Origin of the sequence: Rhodococcus sp. 06-156-4 (genome assembly GCF_002259345.1) — a bacterium.
Classification (GTDB): Bacteria; Actinomycetota; Actinomycetes; order Mycobacteriales; family Mycobacteriaceae; genus Rhodococcoides; species Rhodococcoides fascians_E.
Genome location: NZ_NPGB01000025.1, coordinates 169,788 through 187,018 on the forward strand (window position 1 = coordinate 169,788; position 17,231 = coordinate 187,018).

At 62.2% G+C, this 17,231-nt stretch carries 13 protein-coding genes; 4 read left to right on the forward strand and 9 right to left on the reverse strand.

The genetic code is table 11. The features are described from left to right. Window positions 1–63: 63 nt before the first annotated feature. Together CH290_RS16590 and CH290_RS16595 are read right to left on the reverse strand one after the other, a co-directional pair. Window positions 64–1,785 (reverse strand): DEAD/DEAH box helicase family protein, encoded by a 1,722-nt coding sequence (locus CH290_RS16590; protein ID WP_052082950.1) that lies wholly within the window; start codon window positions 1,783–1,785, stop codon window positions 64–66. After that, on the reverse strand, window positions 1,755–6,668 hold the full coding sequence (locus CH290_RS16595; protein ID WP_033187883.1) for a PDDEXK-like endonuclease domain-containing protein: 4,914 nt from the start codon (window positions 6,666–6,668) through the stop codon (window positions 1,755–1,757). The genes CH290_RS16590 and CH290_RS16595 overlap by 31 nt, the downstream gene beginning before the upstream one ends. 357 nt (window positions 6,669–7,025) lie before the next feature. On the opposite strand from CH290_RS16595, the gene CH290_RS16600 reads away from it, so the two are divergent. Continuing rightward, window positions 7,026–8,894 carry a DUF2075 domain-containing protein gene (locus CH290_RS16600; protein ID WP_033187884.1) on the forward strand — a complete coding sequence of 623 codons (1,869 nt, stop codon included), beginning with the start codon at window positions 7,026–7,028 and terminating at the stop codon, window positions 8,892–8,894. 27 nt (window positions 8,895–8,921) lie between these two features. On the opposite strand, the gene CH290_RS16605 is transcribed toward CH290_RS16600, so the two are convergent. From CH290_RS16605 to CH290_RS16620, 3 genes are all read right to left on the reverse strand, one after another. Continuing rightward, entirely contained in the window at window positions 8,922–9,854 is a 933-nt protein-coding gene (locus CH290_RS16605; RefSeq protein WP_141216216.1) for a hypothetical protein, read from the reverse strand. 278 nt (window positions 9,855–10,132) lie between these two features. Beyond that, window positions 10,133–10,318: a hypothetical protein gene (locus tag CH290_RS16610; RefSeq protein WP_094623458.1), complete on the reverse strand. Its 186-nt coding sequence runs from the start codon at window positions 10,316–10,318 to the stop codon at window positions 10,133–10,135. Between the two features lie 702 nt (window positions 10,319–11,020). Next, on the reverse strand, window positions 11,021–12,295 hold the full coding sequence (locus CH290_RS16620) for a hypothetical protein (RefSeq protein ID WP_230620833.1): 1,275 nt from the start codon (window positions 12,293–12,295) through the stop codon (window positions 11,021–11,023). Window positions 12,296–12,643: 348 nt separating this feature from the next. Between CH290_RS16620 and CH290_RS30745 the strand changes: the two genes are divergently transcribed. Next, window positions 12,644–13,258: a uracil-DNA glycosylase gene (locus tag CH290_RS30745; protein WP_033187889.1), complete on the forward strand. Its 615-nt coding sequence runs from the start codon at window positions 12,644–12,646 to the stop codon at window positions 13,256–13,258. Between the two features lie 54 nt (window positions 13,259–13,312). Here the strand turns inward: CH290_RS30745 and CH290_RS16630 are convergent, their stop codons facing one another. Together CH290_RS16630 and CH290_RS16635 are read right to left on the reverse strand one after the other, a co-directional pair. Next, window positions 13,313–13,885 (reverse strand): hypothetical protein, encoded by a 573-nt coding sequence (locus tag CH290_RS16630; protein ID WP_212555952.1) that lies wholly within the window; start codon window positions 13,883–13,885, stop codon window positions 13,313–13,315. Between the two features lie 169 nt (window positions 13,886–14,054). Continuing rightward, entirely contained in the window at window positions 14,055–14,837 is a 783-nt protein-coding gene (locus tag CH290_RS16635; protein ID WP_141216217.1) for a hypothetical protein, read from the reverse strand. 170 nt (window positions 14,838–15,007) lie between these two features. Here CH290_RS16635 and CH290_RS30300 point away from each other — a divergent pair, with 170 nt between their 5' ends. Together CH290_RS30300 and CH290_RS16645 are read left to right on the forward strand one after the other, a co-directional pair. After that, the gene (locus CH290_RS30300) at window positions 15,008–15,166 is read left to right on the forward strand and encodes a hypothetical protein (protein ID WP_155295504.1); all 159 of its coding nucleotides are present in this window, start codon (window positions 15,008–15,010) and stop codon (window positions 15,164–15,166) included. Window positions 15,167–15,191: 25 nt separating this feature from the next. Further along, window positions 15,192–15,656, forward strand: a complete 465-nt coding sequence (locus CH290_RS16645) for a DUF6194 family protein (protein ID WP_033187891.1) — start codon at window positions 15,192–15,194, stop codon at window positions 15,654–15,656. Between the two features lie 202 nt (window positions 15,657–15,858). On the opposite strand, the gene CH290_RS16650 is transcribed toward CH290_RS16645, so the two are convergent. Together CH290_RS16650 and CH290_RS16655 are read right to left on the reverse strand one after the other, a co-directional pair. Further along, a complete protein-coding gene (locus CH290_RS16650) occupies window positions 15,859–16,359 on the reverse strand; it encodes a hypothetical protein (RefSeq protein WP_033187892.1) in 501 nt (166 codons plus the stop codon). Next, on the reverse strand, window positions 16,356–17,210 hold the full coding sequence (locus tag CH290_RS16655; RefSeq protein WP_020112789.1) for a ParA family protein: 855 nt from the start codon (window positions 17,208–17,210) through the stop codon (window positions 16,356–16,358). Before CH290_RS16655 ends, CH290_RS16650 begins: the two co-directional genes overlap by 4 nt. Window positions 17,211–17,231: the final 21 nt, after the last annotated feature.

The following is a 17,231-nucleotide window of genomic DNA, read 5'->3' on the forward strand; positions in this document are numbered from 1 at the left end:
ATGACGCAAATAAACGGAACTCTACCTGGTCACTGGCGAGTTGAGGGCGGCAACTCGCCAGAGTTATGGCAGTCCGGCAGCGACGCGTTCAAGAGCCCTCCCAGCCTCCCTCTCCAACGACTTCAACCCCCGCTTCTCAAGGCTTTCGATGAGCATGCGCTTGAGATTCATCTCCGCCGCCACCTGCGACACCGTCCGCGGCTTCGCCCCGTCGATGCCGTACCGCCGAATCAACACCGACGCCTCCCGCACATCGATGGCAGCCATACACCGCAGAATCCCGTCGAGCTGATCAGGCGTCCCGTACTGCGCCTCCGACAGAATCTCCTTCACCGTCCGCGTCCGCGCCGCAGACACCAACGTCGGTACCATCTTCGACTGCGGAATCACGATCGGCTCGATCGGCGTCGGCTCCACCGGTGGCTTCGGCAGAATCGGCGCCGACTGACCCAACCAACTCGCCAACACCGCACCCGCATCAGCCAGCTCGACGTCCACGACCTCCTCGGCCACACCCGTCAACTCATCCAGAAACGCCTCATGCGCCCCTAGAGACGGATCCTCATTCGTCCCCGCCACATACATGATCACGAACGCCGCAGGCCGACCATCAGGCTTGAGCCGCAGAATCCGGCCCATCCGCTGAATCATCTGCCGCTTCGATGAGCTGCTCGCTATGATCACCCCGACATCCACCGCCGGCACATCGATACCCTCATCCAGCACCCGCGGCGCCACTAGAGACGTCAACTCACCACTACGAAACTGCTTCAGAATCCGCGTCCGCCCCACCCGATCCAAATGACTCGAATACTGATGCGCCGCCACCCCACCAGCCTTCAGCACCTCCGCACCCCTCGCCGCAGACTCCTTCGTCTCCGAGAACACGATCGACCGCTCCGACTTCGCCAGCCCCGGCTTGATCGCAGCCAACGCCTGCAACTTGCCCTCACAGTCCGCCAACAACGCCCGCCGCTTGCTGAACGCCGACAGATACCTACTCGCCACCCGGCTCGCCGGCAGATGCCGCTCCTTGCTCAAGTCCACCGCATTCTTCATGAACTCACCGAACGGCTCGGCGGCACAGCCATAGTCGTAGATCAACGTGTTGCGCAGCGACTTCGCCTTCTCGTCCAAATCCTGAAACTTCGACGCCTCCTGCGCAGAGAACGGCACCGCCACCGTCATCACCCGCACCGGCGCCAGGATCCCGTCACGCCTCCCCCGCGCCGCATCGCAGCCCTTGACCAAGTTCTCGAAGTACGGCATCAGATGCGTGTCGACACCGTCGTCCTGACGCTCCAACGTCGCCGTCAACCCGAGCCGCTCCTCGAACCGATTGATCAGCACCTTCGCGAACGAACCAGCCCCGTAACGATGCACCTCGTCGGCCACGAGCAGAGCACCGGTCCGCGGCATCGGCGCGCCAGGCCGGATCGCCGACTGAATCGTCGTGATCAGCACGTCGTACTGCCGGAACGTGTCGTTGTGCCCGTTCCCCCGCCGCCCGATCCGCACACTCGGCAACGCCTTCACCATCGCGGTGTACCACTGCTCGAGCAAATCGATACTCGGCACCACCACCAACACCTGACGACCACGACTCACCGAGTCCAGTGTCGCCGCCAACCCCACATGCGTCTTCCCGGTACCGGTGACCGCCTCCACGATCGCGCGATACCCGGACGACACCCACTTCTCGAACGCTTCTTTCTGCCAGTCCCGCAAACCCTCGGACCGGTTCACCACCTGTGTCATAGCGTTAACCCCTGCGGCCGCACCCATTCCTCCACACCATCGCGCTTACGTCTGACCAGCTTGCGGGTCACAACCAGGTCAGCCAACAACTGATCCGCCTTCGTCCCCGACAACCCCGTCACCCGCTGACACCGCTCCAACGTCAACGGCGCAGTCGGACGCGCCGCGGCAATCGCGATCTCCCGCGCCCCTGCCCACGACGCCACCGGCAACGCATCCAATTCGGCCTGCAGTGAGCGACTTCCGGACACCACGACCGGTTTACTCACCACACCCGATGTACGACGCTTGCGCGGCATGACGTCGGGCGTCGGAGCCGGCGGTCTCTTCTTCGAGGCTCTCAGCGCATCGTCGCGAGAATTTATCTCTGCGAGTGCCTCCTGGACCGCCTCGGGCGTGACTTCACAGTCCTCGACAGTCTGTGCCACGGAGAACTTGTTGCGCTTCTGCGAATACCGAATGGCCGCGATGAGATCCTCACGCGGCATCGTCCGAGTCGTTTTCGGTTCGGGCTCGACGAGAGCCTCATCCTCGGCGTCCTCGAAGTGGTCCTCGGGTTCGTCCAGGTCCTCGGGCTCGTCGGTCGTCTCGATGACCTCGGGCAGCGGCGCGAGATCGACATCGACCGTCCGCGACGGCGCGGGCTCTTCGACGATCGCGAGCTCGATCACCTCGTCGTCGGCGTCGGCATCGTCGGCGTCACGGACCAGCTCGATAGGCGACCACGTCGACGGCTCGGCACCCTCGACGACCACCGCCACCTCGTCGGGCAGGACGCCCACCGAATCGAGGATCTCGGTGATGGTCCCGAACACCCGCTCACGGTCTAGGGCGAAGTCCGACGCCCGCACACGATGGAACACCCATCCGCTGCGGCGCAGTTCGAACTCGCGCTCCATACGATCCAGGAGCTCGTAGGCGTCGACCTCGGTGTCGTCGTCGCATTCGATCGCCACGCGCACCGCAGCACCGGTGACGACGAGATCGATCGTCATCTCGTTGACGTCGACGCGGGGGTTGACGTGATACCCACGCTCACGCAGCGCGAGGAAGACCTGCTGCTCGAAGAGCGATCCGAAGTCCGGATGCCCGCTGTCCGCCGAGACCGACGACGGCATCGCGGGCACTGGAACCGTCGGCGACGCTTCGACGTAGGACAGCAGTGACCGTCGTAGATCCGTTGCCGACAGGCTGTCGGCCGTGACGGAGTGGAACAGCCACAGCTGGTCTCGCGCACGCGAGGCAGCAACGTTGAAGCGGCGCTTGAAAAGGTCGGCGGTCATCGCGTTCGACGACGAGCCGGGTGCGACGACCATCGACAGAAACATCACGTCGCGCTCGTCGCCCTGGAAATCAGGCGGGGTGCCGACGCGGATGCGTCGCTCGTCGATTTGCTCGGACGGAACCCGCTCGAACAGCAGCGACCGAATCAGGTCCGCCTGCGCAGCGCTCTGCAGGACGGCGACGCCGAAGGTCTTCTCGACGTAGTCCGGTTCTGCGAGACAGACAACGAGTTGGTCGACGAGTGCATGCGCCTCGGCCAGGTTCGTCAGCCGGGTGCTCGAGCCGGCCGTGGTGGCGTCGTCGACGAAGGTACTGCGCAGCGGTGCAAGCCGATCCGCTCCGAACTGCCGCACGGGCACGAGCGGCATGTCCCTGTAGAACTGCGTCGACGACCACTCGATGATTTCCGGCATGGATCGGTAGTGCTCGCGCATGCGGACGATGTCGCCGAACCGTGCACGCAGCAACGTGAACAGACTCGACTTGGGAGTGAGCATCATGCGGGTGCTGACCGGGACGTCCGAGAGCAGGTCGTCGAGCCGTTCCAACACCGACTGCAGCGTGTAGTTCTTGATGCCCGGAGGGGCGCACTGCTTGTCGTCGCCGACGAGGATGATCTTCGGCGCCAGCCACATCAGCAGCAGGCTGGTGACCTCGGACTGGCTGGCCTCGTCGACGATGACGACGTCGAACGCGTTCTGCTGCGGCGGAATCGACGACAGCACTTGCGCCATAGGCATGACCCACGCAGGCACCACCGTCTGCGCATCCTGCATCGCCGCACGAGCTGCGACGCGATACCGCTGCGCGAGACTGCTGGTGCCGAGCCCCGCGTTCGACATGTTTTCCTGGTAGGCGCGCAGCGCGGTGACCTCACGATTGGTCATGCGCTGCAAGCATTCCTGCCACGCCTGCTCGGCGGCGAGCTTGGCCGTGAGTGAGGAGATTTCCGCGTCGAGGGCGTCGAGATCGTCGTCCAGGTTGTCGTTCTCGTCGGGCTGCTGGCGACTCTCCGCCCACTGCTTGGTCCATCGCCACGTCCATGCTTTGCCGAATGTGGTTGCCCGTGAGGCCCAGTCGGCGGCGCTATCCTCGGCCACTGCGCGGGCGAGGCTCGGTGCCTGCTCGGTGAGAACATCGAGGAGCCCAGCGTTCGCGACGGGCTGCAGCTCGCTCGCGAGTCGCTCGTAGGTGTCGGCGTCGGCCGATCGCAGGGCGGCGACCAGGTAGTCGGAGTTCGGTACCTCTCGGGCCAGGCGGTCTGCAACGTCGTCGAGCGACGCGCGTGCCACAGAGGCGTCGGAGCCATCGGTGAGACCGGTGATCTCGCCGGCGAGGGCGAGCGCGTCGGCGAGGGTTGTCACCTGCGGCACCGAGGGCACGACGGCACCCAACGCTGCGACGAGCTCGTCGCGAACGATAACGACGCTGCCGGTGGCGACGACCTGATTCCAGACCGTGCTGAGGGTGTCGACGCGCAGGCGGCGGCCGTCGACGCTGGTACTGGGTAGTTCGATACCGATCGTGCGCAACAGGTTTGCCGCGTCCTCGACGGCGACGAGTGACCGCAGGTGTTCGGCGACCAACCGCAGCCCGGTTGCGTCCGTCGGGTCGACGCCGTCGACACTGGCCCGCGCGTCGAGCTGATCCACCGCCCGACGTGCGTCGGGACCTGCCTGACCGGTCTCGTGAAGCCGCGCCGACGCGTCGAATGCGTTGAGTGCCTGACGCGAGGTGACGGCCGACGTGACCTGATGCGACCCGACGGACGCGTCGGCGCTGACGGCGACAGACAACATCGCCGAGACCGTCTGAGCGCGGGACCAGGCGGGTCCGAGCGAGCCGGCGAGGATGCCGTCGGCGAGAGTTCGATAAGCCGGGCCGAAGCTTTCGACGGCCCGCGCACGGTCGGCGAGGGCCTGCGCGGACGGGCGGATGTAGTGGAGCTGGGTCCGGTCGACGTCGTCGAGGGTCGGGAGCAGTCGAGGTGAGCTGTGAGCCCGTGCGCAGAGCGCGCGCACGTCGTCGATCGACGGCACAGCCGGACTCGGTGCACCGCCCCGAAACAGCGACGCGAACGCTGCGTCGTCGAAGGGCGGGTGCTCGGTGTGCAGCGGGCCGGGGATCCAGCCCAGGTCCGGCTGCTGGGTGTTGAGTTTGCCGACGATCGCCGCGAGCGTGCCCGAGTAGGTGGGCGACGGCGTGTGGATCTCGGCTTCGGACGATCGGGCAAGGCGCATCTGCTCCTTGAGCCTGTGGCGCCGCTCCTTGGCGCTGTAGCGCTTGCCGGTGAGCGCTTTGATCGTCTTGGCGGACTCGGCGGGGTCGAACGCGGCTTTGCGGTTCGCGATGGTCGAGACGCTCTCGTCGAGCTCGGCCGATCCCCCACGCGCCATATCGGTGACGGAGACGCAGAGGTCCTGCAGTTCACTGGGCAGCTTGTCCTTCAGGACGCGGAGCGCTTGCGCCTTCTCACTGGTCACCAGGATGCGCTGGCCTTGAGCCATCAACGCGGACATCAGGTTTGCGATGGTGTGGGTCTTGCCGGTGCCGGGAGGGCCTTCGACGACGACGCCGGTGTCGTTCATGACGCGGTTGTAGATTCCGGCCTGGGCGCGATTCGCAGGCAGCGGGAACAGAGGCTCCGCACTGGGTGTGTCGCCGATGTTGGCGGCGAGCCAGTCTGCGCGTGCGCTCTCGTCGTGGCCCTCCACGAGGTGCGAGAGCCCGACAGGCACAGGCGCGCCGTTGTCCAGCGCTGCGAGCATGGCGTCGTAGTACGACACCAGCGCGTAGGAACCACGCTTACGCAGAACGAGAGCCGGCGACATGCGCAGGGTGTTTGCGGTGGAGGCATGAACGCTGGGGGGCTTGTCGTGATCGGCGATGACGGTCAGCGGTTGCGTCAACGCCGAGGTGGCCCACTGGCCGAGCAGCCGCGGAATGTCCGACGACAGCGACGACGAGACAAGCTCGGACAGGCTGCGGTGCAGCGACTTCGAGCCGGCGCGGTCGAAGCCCTTCAGATCCAGCAGGACCTGCACGTCTTCGAGGCGCGGCGTGCTGGCGGGAGCAACGGTGACCAGTATATCTCCCGTCGAGTCCTCGCGCGTGATGCTGGCCTGCTGGGTGACGAGGTGTGTGGCAATCTGTTGGCCACCGACAGTGGCGTTCAGGTACCCGGAGGCGATGACGAGTTCGAGGGACTCGGGCTGGGTGCCGAGGTCGTGCAGCATAAGGTCGACGGATCGGAAGAGCTCGGCGAACGGGCGACGTGCGGCGTCTTCGAGAGCCCAGCCGGTCCACTCTTGAAGCCACTCGTGGGCCTCGGCGCGTGCGTGGGCTTTGACGGTGGGCGGGGTGGCGGTCTCGTCGATCCACGGTTCGAGTTCCGCAGGAAGGCCTGGTGGCTGCTCGATACTGGTTCGCGGGATGCGAACCGCCACGTCACCCGGTGCAACGTCAGTGTTGACGTCGAGTGGGCGTGCATCGTCGAACAGCCACTCGACCCGGGCGTCGACGCCGTACTCTCGAATCGGCTTCGACTGGGCACCCACCGTCTCGCGCAGGAACTCCAGCAAACGGCGTACCCGTCCACGGAGCTCACTGTCATCCACAGCCGACATTCAGACCCTCACATTTCACCCTTACTTGAACAGGACTCAACTTATACGTGGTGGGTGACAAACTTTGGATGGTCTGTGGGCGCCCGAACGGTGTCGTATCCACCGAAAACGGCTCTATCTGCGGTGTTCCGGTGAGCGCCTTGTGTACAAAGGCACTGCCTGCTGACGACCATCACCGAAGTTCATTCACACGAATGAACTTCGTCGACACCCAGCACCACGGATCGGAGCGAGTCTCCGGCATACCGTCCGGCCTGTCCCCTACAGTGAACACGCGGCCCGACGGGCTTCTCGCTCCCGCAGCGTCAAGATATGCCCCCACCCGCACGAATCGATTCGTGCTGCCCTGGGGACATTTTGACGCTGCTTCGCAAAACTGCTGACCAAATCGTGGGAATTGCCAATCCCGACTCCCTCGTCGAGCAACTCCTGGAGGCGATGCTGCACAAGAGTGGCTATCGCGCGGGCAAGGCCGAGCAGATGTCGTGGCGAAGGAGCCTGCCTGCATTCGCTGAGACGCTCACCGACGCCGGGCTGGGTTCCGTTGACATGCTCATCGAGTACCAGATGCCGCTGACGTCGCAGCGCGCTGATGTGGTGCTGGCGGGACGCCATCCCAAGACAGGCGCGCCCTCGTTCGTTGTCGTGGAGCTGAAACAGTGGTCGAGCGCGTACGCACACGAAGGCAGCGCGGAATTGGTCGACGTTCCGGGTATGCCCGGCGGACCCAAGCTCAACCCGATTCTGCAGGTCCGAAACTACTGCCAATACTTGGGCGACTTCGCCAGCGCGCTCTCCGATCAGCCAGACGCGCTTGCCGGGCTTGCATATCTCCACAATGCGACCGAGCCTGCCGCCGTCGCAGATCTCAATCGTGTCCCCGTCACAATCGAGGGCCAGCTGTTCACCGCCGCGGATTCCACTGGCCTGCGTGCATTCCTTCAATCTCGACTGGCGAGCGATGGCCTCGGATCGGCTGATGTGTTGCTGTCGTCGGCGTTCGCTCCCTCCCAACAGCTACTCAAGGTTGCTGCGGCCGAGATCAAGGACCGCGAGCAGTTTCACCTTCTCGGCGATCAACAACTCGCCGTCGAGCAGGTCAAGCACGACGTTCAGCAGGCACGAGCCGCGAACACGAAGCGAGTCGTCATCGTCACCGGCGGACCGGGTAGCGGCAAGAGTGTCATCGCGCTCTCCCTCCTCGGCGAGTTGGCGAGAGAGGGACGAAGCGTTATTCATGCGACGGGATCGCGGTCCTTTACACAGACTCTGCGCAGAGTGGCGGGCCACCGAAGCACACGAGTGAAGTCGATGTTCAAGTACTTCAACAGTTTCATGACTGCCGGGCCGAACGATCTCGACGTCGCGATTTACGACGAGGCACATCGTATTCGCGAGACGTCTGTCTCTCGGTGGACGAAGGCAGAGCATCGCACCGGACGTCCGCAGCTCGACGAATTGATCGCAGCTGCACGGGTACCGGTGTTCCTTCTGGACCAGCATCAAGTGGTGCGGCCCGGCGAGATGGGCACGCGCGAGCAAATCGAGACACATGCAGCCGGCCTCGGGTTGGAAGTCCATCATGTCAACTTGGGCGAGCAGTTCCGTTGCGGCGGCAGCGAGGCGTACATCGACTGGGTGGTCAGGCTTCTCGGACTCGCCGAGGGTGGACCGGTCGAGTGGAAGGAAGACCCCACCTTCGTTCTCCAGGTTGCTGATACGCCCGAGGAGATGGAATACGTACTGCAGAGCAAGCTGGACGACGGTTACTCGGCGCGCATGTCGGCCGGGTACTGCTGGCCGTGGAGCAACAAGCGCGACGACAACACGCTCGTGGACGACGTCGAGATCGGCGGCTGGGCTCGCCCGTGGAACAGCAAAGAGGACAAGAGGCTGGGTGACGCGCCGCCATCGCAGCTCTGGGCGACGGAAGAAGGCGGATTTGGTCAGGTCGGATGTGTTTACACCGCACAGGGTTTCGAATATGACTGGAGCGGGGTCATCCTTGGGCCAGACCTCGTATGGCGGGACGGCCAATTCGTCTCGCGTCGAGAGTTCAACAAAGATCCTGACTTCAAGGCCGGCAAGAAAGTGAGTGACTTGCGATTCGACCACTTGGTGAGGAACGTCTACAAGGTTCTGCTGACCCGCGGCATGATCGGGACGGTCATCTACTCGACGGATCCGGAGACTCGGGAAGCGCTGCGTGAACTGACCACGCAGTGAAACCAGTGCCATAAGCAGCAGGATGAATCACTTTCGCAGCGCAGTTGGCCACCTCAATATGCGCCGGTTGGACGTCGACTGTGCCCGTTCGACGATTACATCAGGCCGTGGTTCACCGTTTACCTCGATGTCGGTGCCAACCTCGCGAATCGACGTCCTACCCGCCTGCTCACCTATTACTCGCGCCTCAGTGTAACCGGCGCGGACGGACGAGATGCGCTCTTCGACGGCCAGACAATCCAGAGGCGCAAGCGAATCAATTTGACTGTGCACAGTTTCCACTCGACTCTTGGATTCTTCACGCCTGAGTTCACGCGCGTCGCGGACCTTTTGCGCGTCCGCGGCGCGAACAGGCGCATCCAGGTCGAACGACAGTTTGGTGGCCGCCGACTGCGCCCGAGCCAGCGAACGTTCGACGTTTGTTATTTCAATCAGCAGCGCTGTTTGCCGATCCTCCACAGACTGAGAAACGTTCGGCGCGCTGTAAATGTTTGTTTGGAACGACCTGTTTGCAGCCGTTGCCAGCTCCGAACTGAGCACAGCACGCTGAGCGGCCGCAAATGCAACGCGATCTATGTCTAGATCCCCGAACATCTCATCTGTGAAGCCCCTGCTAGATTTGATCGCTTCGACGGACTTGTAGATTTTTCGCATCGATTTTTTAACGGCACGCGGCGCGCTGGCGTAGCTGATCTCGCAAATCGTATATCCCGCTGACCTACGCCGCATCGATGCGCCGAAACTGATCGCGAATACACCGACGAAGTAAACAAGCGTGGCTGCCAGCGCACCGACCACCCCTAGTAGAGAATCTTCGGACACGCCCCATATACCAAGAGCGGCTACGACGCAGAGGACGAGAAGACCACCCTTCAACAACGGGAGGTAGCGTGCGGGATCGTCTCGATCGGGATCCGTGACGCGAGCACGATACTGCTTGTACGAGACCACCGCCATCACGCCTCCAGCGACGTAGCCTATCCACATCTCGCCCTCACCCCTTCCGCCTGCACATGGCCACATGTTCCAGGAAGTCAATAACAATCAGCGGGCTGAGCGTTACACGCCGATTTTCGAGCCTTCTACCGAGGGCTCGCCTTCGATCGCTCCGCAGCGAGCTCCCCCATTGCGCTGCTGGCCAGCCGCGAGTTCGCTCTTCCGAGGCCGAGAGATTCCATGCCCGCCAAAGCAAGCTGAGGGCGTACGAGCTCTTGTGAAAGCCGCGTAAATGCGGGGACCTACAATGTTTGCGCATCGCGCGCCTGCGCGATTCTTTGAGAAAGCCTCTCCAAAACCTTGTCTTGCACAACCGGCGGGAGCTGCGTTTCAATGAAGTCGTTCAACTGCCCGGGGTCCGGCTGGAAGCGCTCCGGCTTAGCCAGTATCCGCCAAGTCGAGTAGTCAGTTTCTACGGCGAAGGTCACCACTCCGATGCCATGACTCGCGGCTACCTTGACTACTCACTCGACCGATTCTTCCAAGTCGTCGACCAGGTGAGACGGGACCTGCAATGCAACCCACGAATGAGTGGCTGCGCGGCGGTGTGCCAGAGCCTCGTATACCGCAAGAACATCGAGCTGAGTAAATGGTTTGACCTCGAAAGTCTGAACTTCGAGAAAGGTGCCAGGTACGAACTTGAACTCCTTGACTCGCACAAGCACGATGTCGGGACGAGACCACCGTCCTCCCGTTCGTCTTTGTCCTTGCGCCGCGGTGTTCTCAACTGCGAGAGGCAACGCTGGCGGCTCTTTCGCCTCGCTGCCCCAGTGTTGACGCATTGTCGCGACCAGCGGCTCGTAAAGCCTTGCCTCTCTTGCTTTGGCGGGCTTGACGCGAGGGCCACGGTTGACTCCGTCTCCGTCCGTGGAATCCGCTCTCAGCAGACTTCCACCCGAGCCAGTACCGCGTCGCGCCAGCCCCAGCTCGATCAAGCGAGATTTCGCCCGCTCGTACCGGCCGTCACCTATCCCGACCGCTCTCTGCAGAGACGCGTTCCCGCGAAGCGGGTCGGCTTTGTGTAACTGCAGCAGAAGTTCATTCGCATTTATGGTCAATTGCGTGTCGTGCCGATACATCACGTTCCGTTCCAAGCCGTGGTGGGATTTGAGGTCCCATCTGACGCGGCTCTAGCAATCCTCGGACTTACGTCCCGCCGCAACATTCTGGAGATTACGACCGAGCCATCCGAGGCCACTTGCACCAACGTCGACTGCTTTGCCTCCGATCGCGACGGCAGCACCACCGACAGCTTTGGCGCGATTGCCTACTTCAGCCAGCGCGTCCGAGATGGACGGGTCTTCGTGCTCGATCCATCCGGCAACCTGGCTACCCCTGGCGCTGGCGAAGTCGTCGAGATCTTGACGCAGGGACGATATGTCACGCTTCAGGTCATTGGTCGAAATCCATCGAACGATCTCGAGCGGTTTGACCGTCGCGTAATTGGCTAGCTCGCTTCTGGCGTGGATGAGCAGATCGCCGTCACGCTCGAAGTGTTCCAGCAACAATGCCCGCGCTGACTGCACAACAGTGTCGAGATGTTCCGGCTCAGTAGCTCGGACACGTTCGATGCGCATCTTCTGCCACAGGTACAACGACTGCTCCGCAATCACCAAAAGCTGCAGGGTCTCTCCGAGCCGCTTGTCCTCAACGGCGTCCTTGAGGTAGCTCGCCCGATCCTGCACCGGCTTCAGTGAATCGAAGCCCGCTACGGTGCGCTTGGCATGCTCGCGCAACCTCGCGATACCGACCTCGAGGACTGGGCCCAAAGATGCGATGGATTCCCAGTCTGCGGTTGGCAACGCCCCGGTCTCTTCGTGAACCTTCGCAATGCGCGAGAGCGCCTCGTGGCTTCCGATCACGTCACCCACTTGCGACGCCTGTGCTAGAACAAGGATCTGGTCCACAGTGCCCTGGACGCGCTCGACTGCGTCAGCAACGGACTGAACCGCGGTCTGCAGAGCAATCTGCACTGCGAGCAACTGAACACCCAGCGCACGCGTAGGCGTCATCGACACGCTCTGCCACTGCATCTGCCCACGGAACTTGTGGGACGCATCGACGACGGTCATACGGTTGTATCCGCCGGTCCCGGGCATCACTCGATACGACTGCAACATCTTCAGGCTCTCGGGCGAGAGTCGGACAAACTGACCCTGGCCTACGGCGTTGGTGGCAGCGGCGCCGGCCACCGCAGCAGCCGACGTGAACGACGTCTTGTCCACGCCAGACACCTGAACCGCATCGCCGGCGAGGTCCTTGATCCGTGCGAGATAGCCGGCTACGGCTGCGTCGTCGCCGGACACCAGAACACCTTCCGGTTGAACCGAGACCGCGATTCCAGCGCTCGCCAGAAAAGCCTGGTCATCTTCGGAATACGGGGTCGGCAGTGACTCGTCTGTCATGTGGTCCATCCTGTAGCGAAACGAAACTATTCGCCCGAATATAGGCGACTGCCCGGTTTTGTTACAGCGTGAACAGTTCCTCAACTCCCCGCGCATTGCTAACCGGGCCTGTCGTTCCATCGTCGGTCACGATCACTCCATCTCATCGATCCGCCGGTGAACCCAACCTACGGGACCGACGTACCAAGTCGTTCCCCCGCGTTGGGGACCCACCACACTGCTACGATTTCCCGCAACTGACACAAGTCCGAGGGCAGAGGTGTCTACAACCTCCGTTGACGAGGGCCGCGGTGGGAGTACCGCGTCGAGGAAGACACTCGTGTCGGACCAGCGTGCAATCCTGTCGTCATGCCAAACGGACGTAACTCAGACCCTGCTGTAGTCGCCGACAAGATTGCGCGTATCCGGGATCCCCACGTCCGCCCGTTGAACGCGTTGGCAGACGCCATTGCGGATTCCGTCGGCCTCCCGCATGGCCACATTCCCTACGTCGACCCAGATCAAGGCGGTATGGACGCACGTATGTTAGTGCTCCTCGACAATCCTTCCACCAAAGCAGAGAGCGGCACAGGATCCGGCCTGCTGAGCCTGGACAACAATGACCGTACGGCTCGCAATTGCCGTGAAGCGTATGAGCGTCATGGTGTCTCACATGCCGAGGTAGTCCACTGGAATGTCGTTCCCTTCCCCGTCGCAGGCGTCAAGAATGGCGGTTCGACTCCTGCAGAACGAACTCGGTCCGTGCGATGGACGACCGAATTCGTCGACTTGTGCCCAAACATCGAGATCGTTCTACTGCTCGGCGCTGCTGCTCGAGACGGTTGGGCACGTGCAAGGATCGACAGAGACTTCTACGTGGTTCCAGGAAAGATTCCGCACTGTTCCGCGCGGGGACTGAACACGAGCGGCGGGCGCGAACGCTTCGAGGCCGCGATTGCTCAGGTCGCACAGATGCTTCGATAAACTGCTGACGGCGCTCATAGCGACAGGGCCCTGCAACCGACGCCCGACCCCTGATCATTTGCCCAGTTGGAAAAGTGCCTTGTCCACGTCGCGGGCAGACCAATCCTTGCCACGGTTGCGTACCTCGACCCGCAGCTTCTCGACGGTCGTCATGTATCCGCGATACCACCCCTTGGACGTGTCGACGGCCAAGCCGAGAAGCCCGAGCGCCTTGAGAGCCCGTTTGTCGTAGATGGCCATTCGACTCGGCGCAGCCGCGAGAATGAGCGCCGAGGGCAACGCGCCGCCGTTGACGCATCCGGGCAATTCGATCAGCGCCTGTCTCGCTCGACCCGCAGCGGTCGGGACGTCCACCGAGAGATCATTTGCTGCCACGTACATCGCGGCGGTGACGACTCTGACGTCGGAGTCGCGCATTGTGTGAAGCGCCATCGCCCAAGGAGTATCGGCCCAGAGTCGCTTCCAGAAGAGCAAAGCGCCAATGTCGGCCTTACCGATGTTCCGCGCGCACTCGACTCTGGCTACGACGTCGAACAGAACCTCGTCGTACGAGTCGGACACCGTACTTTCGTAGTCAGCGTGTGCGACCAGCAGTTTCCCGATGACGTCGTTGTCGGGGGCGCTCACGCCGCGACCGCTGACTTCAGCACAACTTCGAACCGGTTCGATTCCTCGCGAACGCAGCCGACGCCGTACTCGCCCAAAAGCTCGACTAGATCGTCAGCCGGGCGATCGGGTAGAAGCATGCATATCGACGGACTGGTCTCGATGTGTCTGCGGTAGTCCAGCAGCTGCCCTAATGCCATTCGAACTGCCTCTCGTGACGCCGACGCCTTGGCTTCGTACAGGACGTTGTTCGTGTGATCGAACAGGTCACCAGCAACGGCCGATTCACACCCTCGACCTGCAGCTGAAAGCCACTCAGGTCCAAACCCTCGGGACGTAATCGCGCAACGAAACGGTCGACCAGTTCCGATTCGGCACGGCGCGCTCGGTAGGAAGCAAACGATTCCACGTCGTAGCTCGGGGTCATGTTTCGCTGCAATGGAATTCGACGAGATACCCGCTGTTGCCGGGACTGGGGTCGACCACCCAACCACGGATTTTGGGTCCGACGACCCAGATCGTCGACGTGCTCGCCCCAAAGGTTTTCGAGCGACGCTGCGGACGGGTCGTAGATGCGCCTGCCGGAACCGAGTACCGGAAAATTGAATTTCGGCAGAGCTTGACGTAGCTCCTCGATCGTCAATCGATCTTCGTCACCGACCATCACGTCCCAGGTGACATCGACGTAAGCGGTTCGCTTTCCACTTCCGGTCCAGTGATCGTCCATAACGACCCCGTCCTTGGTGATGCTGGCACTGGCGACGACGCCCCTAAGATTTCCTGTGCGCAACAGAAATACTCGGTCACCTGCAAGCGGACTGCCGTATCCACGACCGAAACTCCAGGAACTGTCGTACAACCTTCCGTCGGCCGTCGCGTCGATCATCGCCTGGCGTTCGTCGGGGTCCAATCCCTCCGGACTGCCATCCCAGAGTACGAAAAAACTCTTGCTGGGTTCGACAGAATCAGTCACCGGCACTCCTTCAACTTCACAGTGTTCGGATCCCCGACCGCCTCTCCACGGTTGCACAGCGTCGCGCCTTTCGCAGACAGTTCGGTTTCAATGCACGTAAGACGGGGTTACGGGAAAACGTGCTCAAGCAGTCAGGTCGCGCTGGAGGTCGCGCACTAGGAAACGCGAATGTGGCAGGCATGCGCGGCGTCGTCGACGAATCCGTCGACGTCGGACTCGATGAACCTCACATCATCGGCGGTGAGGAACTGCAGCAGTGGTTTCGCGACCAGGGCGCTCCAGAGGTCATCGTCGTAAGGAGGCCGGCACTAACTCAGCGGGACGCCTGAAGGCGAAAGAGCAGATACTGGAACCATGTCGATGCAGCAGATCCTGACAGAACTGCGGACCTTGGACGGCGTCCTCGAACTCGCACCCGAGCCGGGGAGCGAGTATCCCGAGATCTCGTGGGGCGATCACTTCTTCTACTACGCGACCGACGGCCGGGTTCCGAACAACCGTCAGCCCTACGCGACGATCGTGACCAAGGACTATCCTGACGATGCGGCTTCTCGTCTCGACGCACCCGACCGCTGGCGAGTGAACATCCACGTCGGATCGCGCGCCTTCACCGACCTGATCGGATATGCGCCGGGCGACATCGATGAAGGAACCGTGGACTTTAGCACCGCGGACGTGTTCAACCCGCACCCGCTGTACGGCGCGTACGGCTGGGTCTGCGTGGTAAATCCTGGCGAGTCGACGCTCGATCGCACGCTGGATGCTCTGCGCGGCGCACACCTCGATGACCGACGACGCGTCGAGCATCGGCAGAGATGAGGAAAATCCGGCTCGGAAGAACAACCGCAACTCAGCTTCGGATAGCACCCACGTCCCGGTGGCACCGTCGACGAAGTGCATTCAGCTCGGCCCGGAAGACTACCTGGCCGCAGCCGGGTGCTGATCGGTTCCAACTCAGGTCTCCGGAACTGAACAGCGCACGCTGCAAAGGCCGCAGGCCCTGGATGTCACACGACCGCACTCAGCGAAATACGCTCCCCTTTGACGACAGGGACTTGACCGCCTCGATTGTCCAATCCACCAATACTTCCTGCTTACGTTTGCGCGCGGCTTCGCGATGGGGGTCCATCTCCTGCTCCGCGATGATGTCGCGTAGTTGATCGATGCTCAGGGGAATCAACCTGCTGCGCAGCCCGTCTACCCCGTCGGAGTCGAACACCTGGAAGGGATCGAATTCGCCCGCCTTCCGCGCAACGGTCTTTCGCGGAGCTGCTCGCTTCTTGGGCGGTGTCGCTGGGCGTACCGGTTCGAGGGCGACACCGTCTTCACCAACAACTGCTACCGCACCGACTGCGTCGACGAGCGCTTTCGCGAAGCGAGGTGTGCGGGCTGCCTCGTCCGCGACAACCTGGAATAGCTTGGTCAGTAACGACGCGGCGCTTGCGTCCTTGGCGCTCAACTTGAGCAGCGCGCCGCCCAACTCCTGGTTGTCGACTCGCTGCCGGGTATCCACATCGGTCATAGTTTTGCCTGTGCTTCCGTGAGGATGTGCTGGGTGATTTCACGCAATTGGTCGTACTGCCCAGTGCTGCCGTATTTCACTTTGAGGGTTCCGAAAGTTTTGTGCACTGCGGCGGCAGCGATCGCGTTGGACTCTGCGAGGTACACGGGCAGCACATTCTGAATATGGGCATCTCGACGCAACGATTTCACCATGGTCTTGTGAATCGCAGAATTGGACTTGAACTTCGTGATCACCAGCCCCAACTCGACGATTCTGCGATCGAGCTGATCTCCGAACTTCGCGATGTGGGTCTGAATCTGCGGAATACCGTAGGTGGAAAGCACATCAGGGATCGTCGGGATGATGTAGCCGTCCGCAAAGGCAAGGCCGTTGAGCGTGATGGGGCCGACGTTAGGCGGGCAGTCGATCAACACGTAGTCGTAGTCACCGAGTACCGGTCGCAGGGCGTTCCCGAGGATGTCGACACCCGCCGTTGGCGATCCGCTGTTGATCCTCAGTGCACTCAACTGCTCCTGCAACCCGATCAAATCCAGCGACGAAGGCAGGAGATCGACTCGGTGACCACCTCTGACGGTGGAAACCGATCGTTGGATGGAGCCCTTGATATCAAAATTCGACGTCCCGTCGATCGCATCCCGAAAGATTGTTGCGATCGTGAGGCCTTCTTGGTTCAGTTCGAACCAACGCTCTTCACCGATGAGCATGGTCGTCAGATTGATCTGTGAATCCAGGTCAATCAGCAGCACGCGCTGACCGAACTCCATCGACATGAATTCCGCCAGGGCAGCCGTCACGGTGGTTTTCCCCACCCCGCCCTTCAAGCTGATGGTCGTGATCACCTTGGCCATGCAGCACCATTCTTTCTCTCC

Coding starts and splice junctions, on each gene's coding strand:
- CH290_RS16655 (WP_020112789.1), bottom strand. CDS start 17,210: ATGGCCAAGGTGATCACGACCATCAGCTTGAAGGGCGGGGTGGGGAAA.
- CH290_RS30745 (WP_033187889.1), top strand. CDS start 12,644: ATGCCAAACGGACGTAACTCAGACCCTGCTGTAGTCGCCGACAAGATT.
- CH290_RS16645 (WP_033187891.1), top strand. CDS start 15,192: ATGTCGATGCAGCAGATCCTGACAGAACTGCGGACCTTGGACGGCGTC.
- CH290_RS16620 (WP_230620833.1), bottom strand. CDS start 12,295: ATGACAGACGAGTCACTGCCGACCCCGTATTCCGAAGATGACCAGGCT.
- CH290_RS16650 (WP_033187892.1), bottom strand. CDS start 16,359: ATGACCGATGTGGATACCCGGCAGCGAGTCGACAACCAGGAGTTGGGC.
- CH290_RS16595 (WP_033187883.1), bottom strand. CDS start 6,668: ATGTCGGCTGTGGATGACAGTGAGCTCCGTGGACGGGTACGCCGTTTG.
- CH290_RS16590 (WP_052082950.1), bottom strand. CDS start 1,785: ATGGGTGCGGCCGCAGGGGTTAACGCTATGACACAGGTGGTGAACCGG.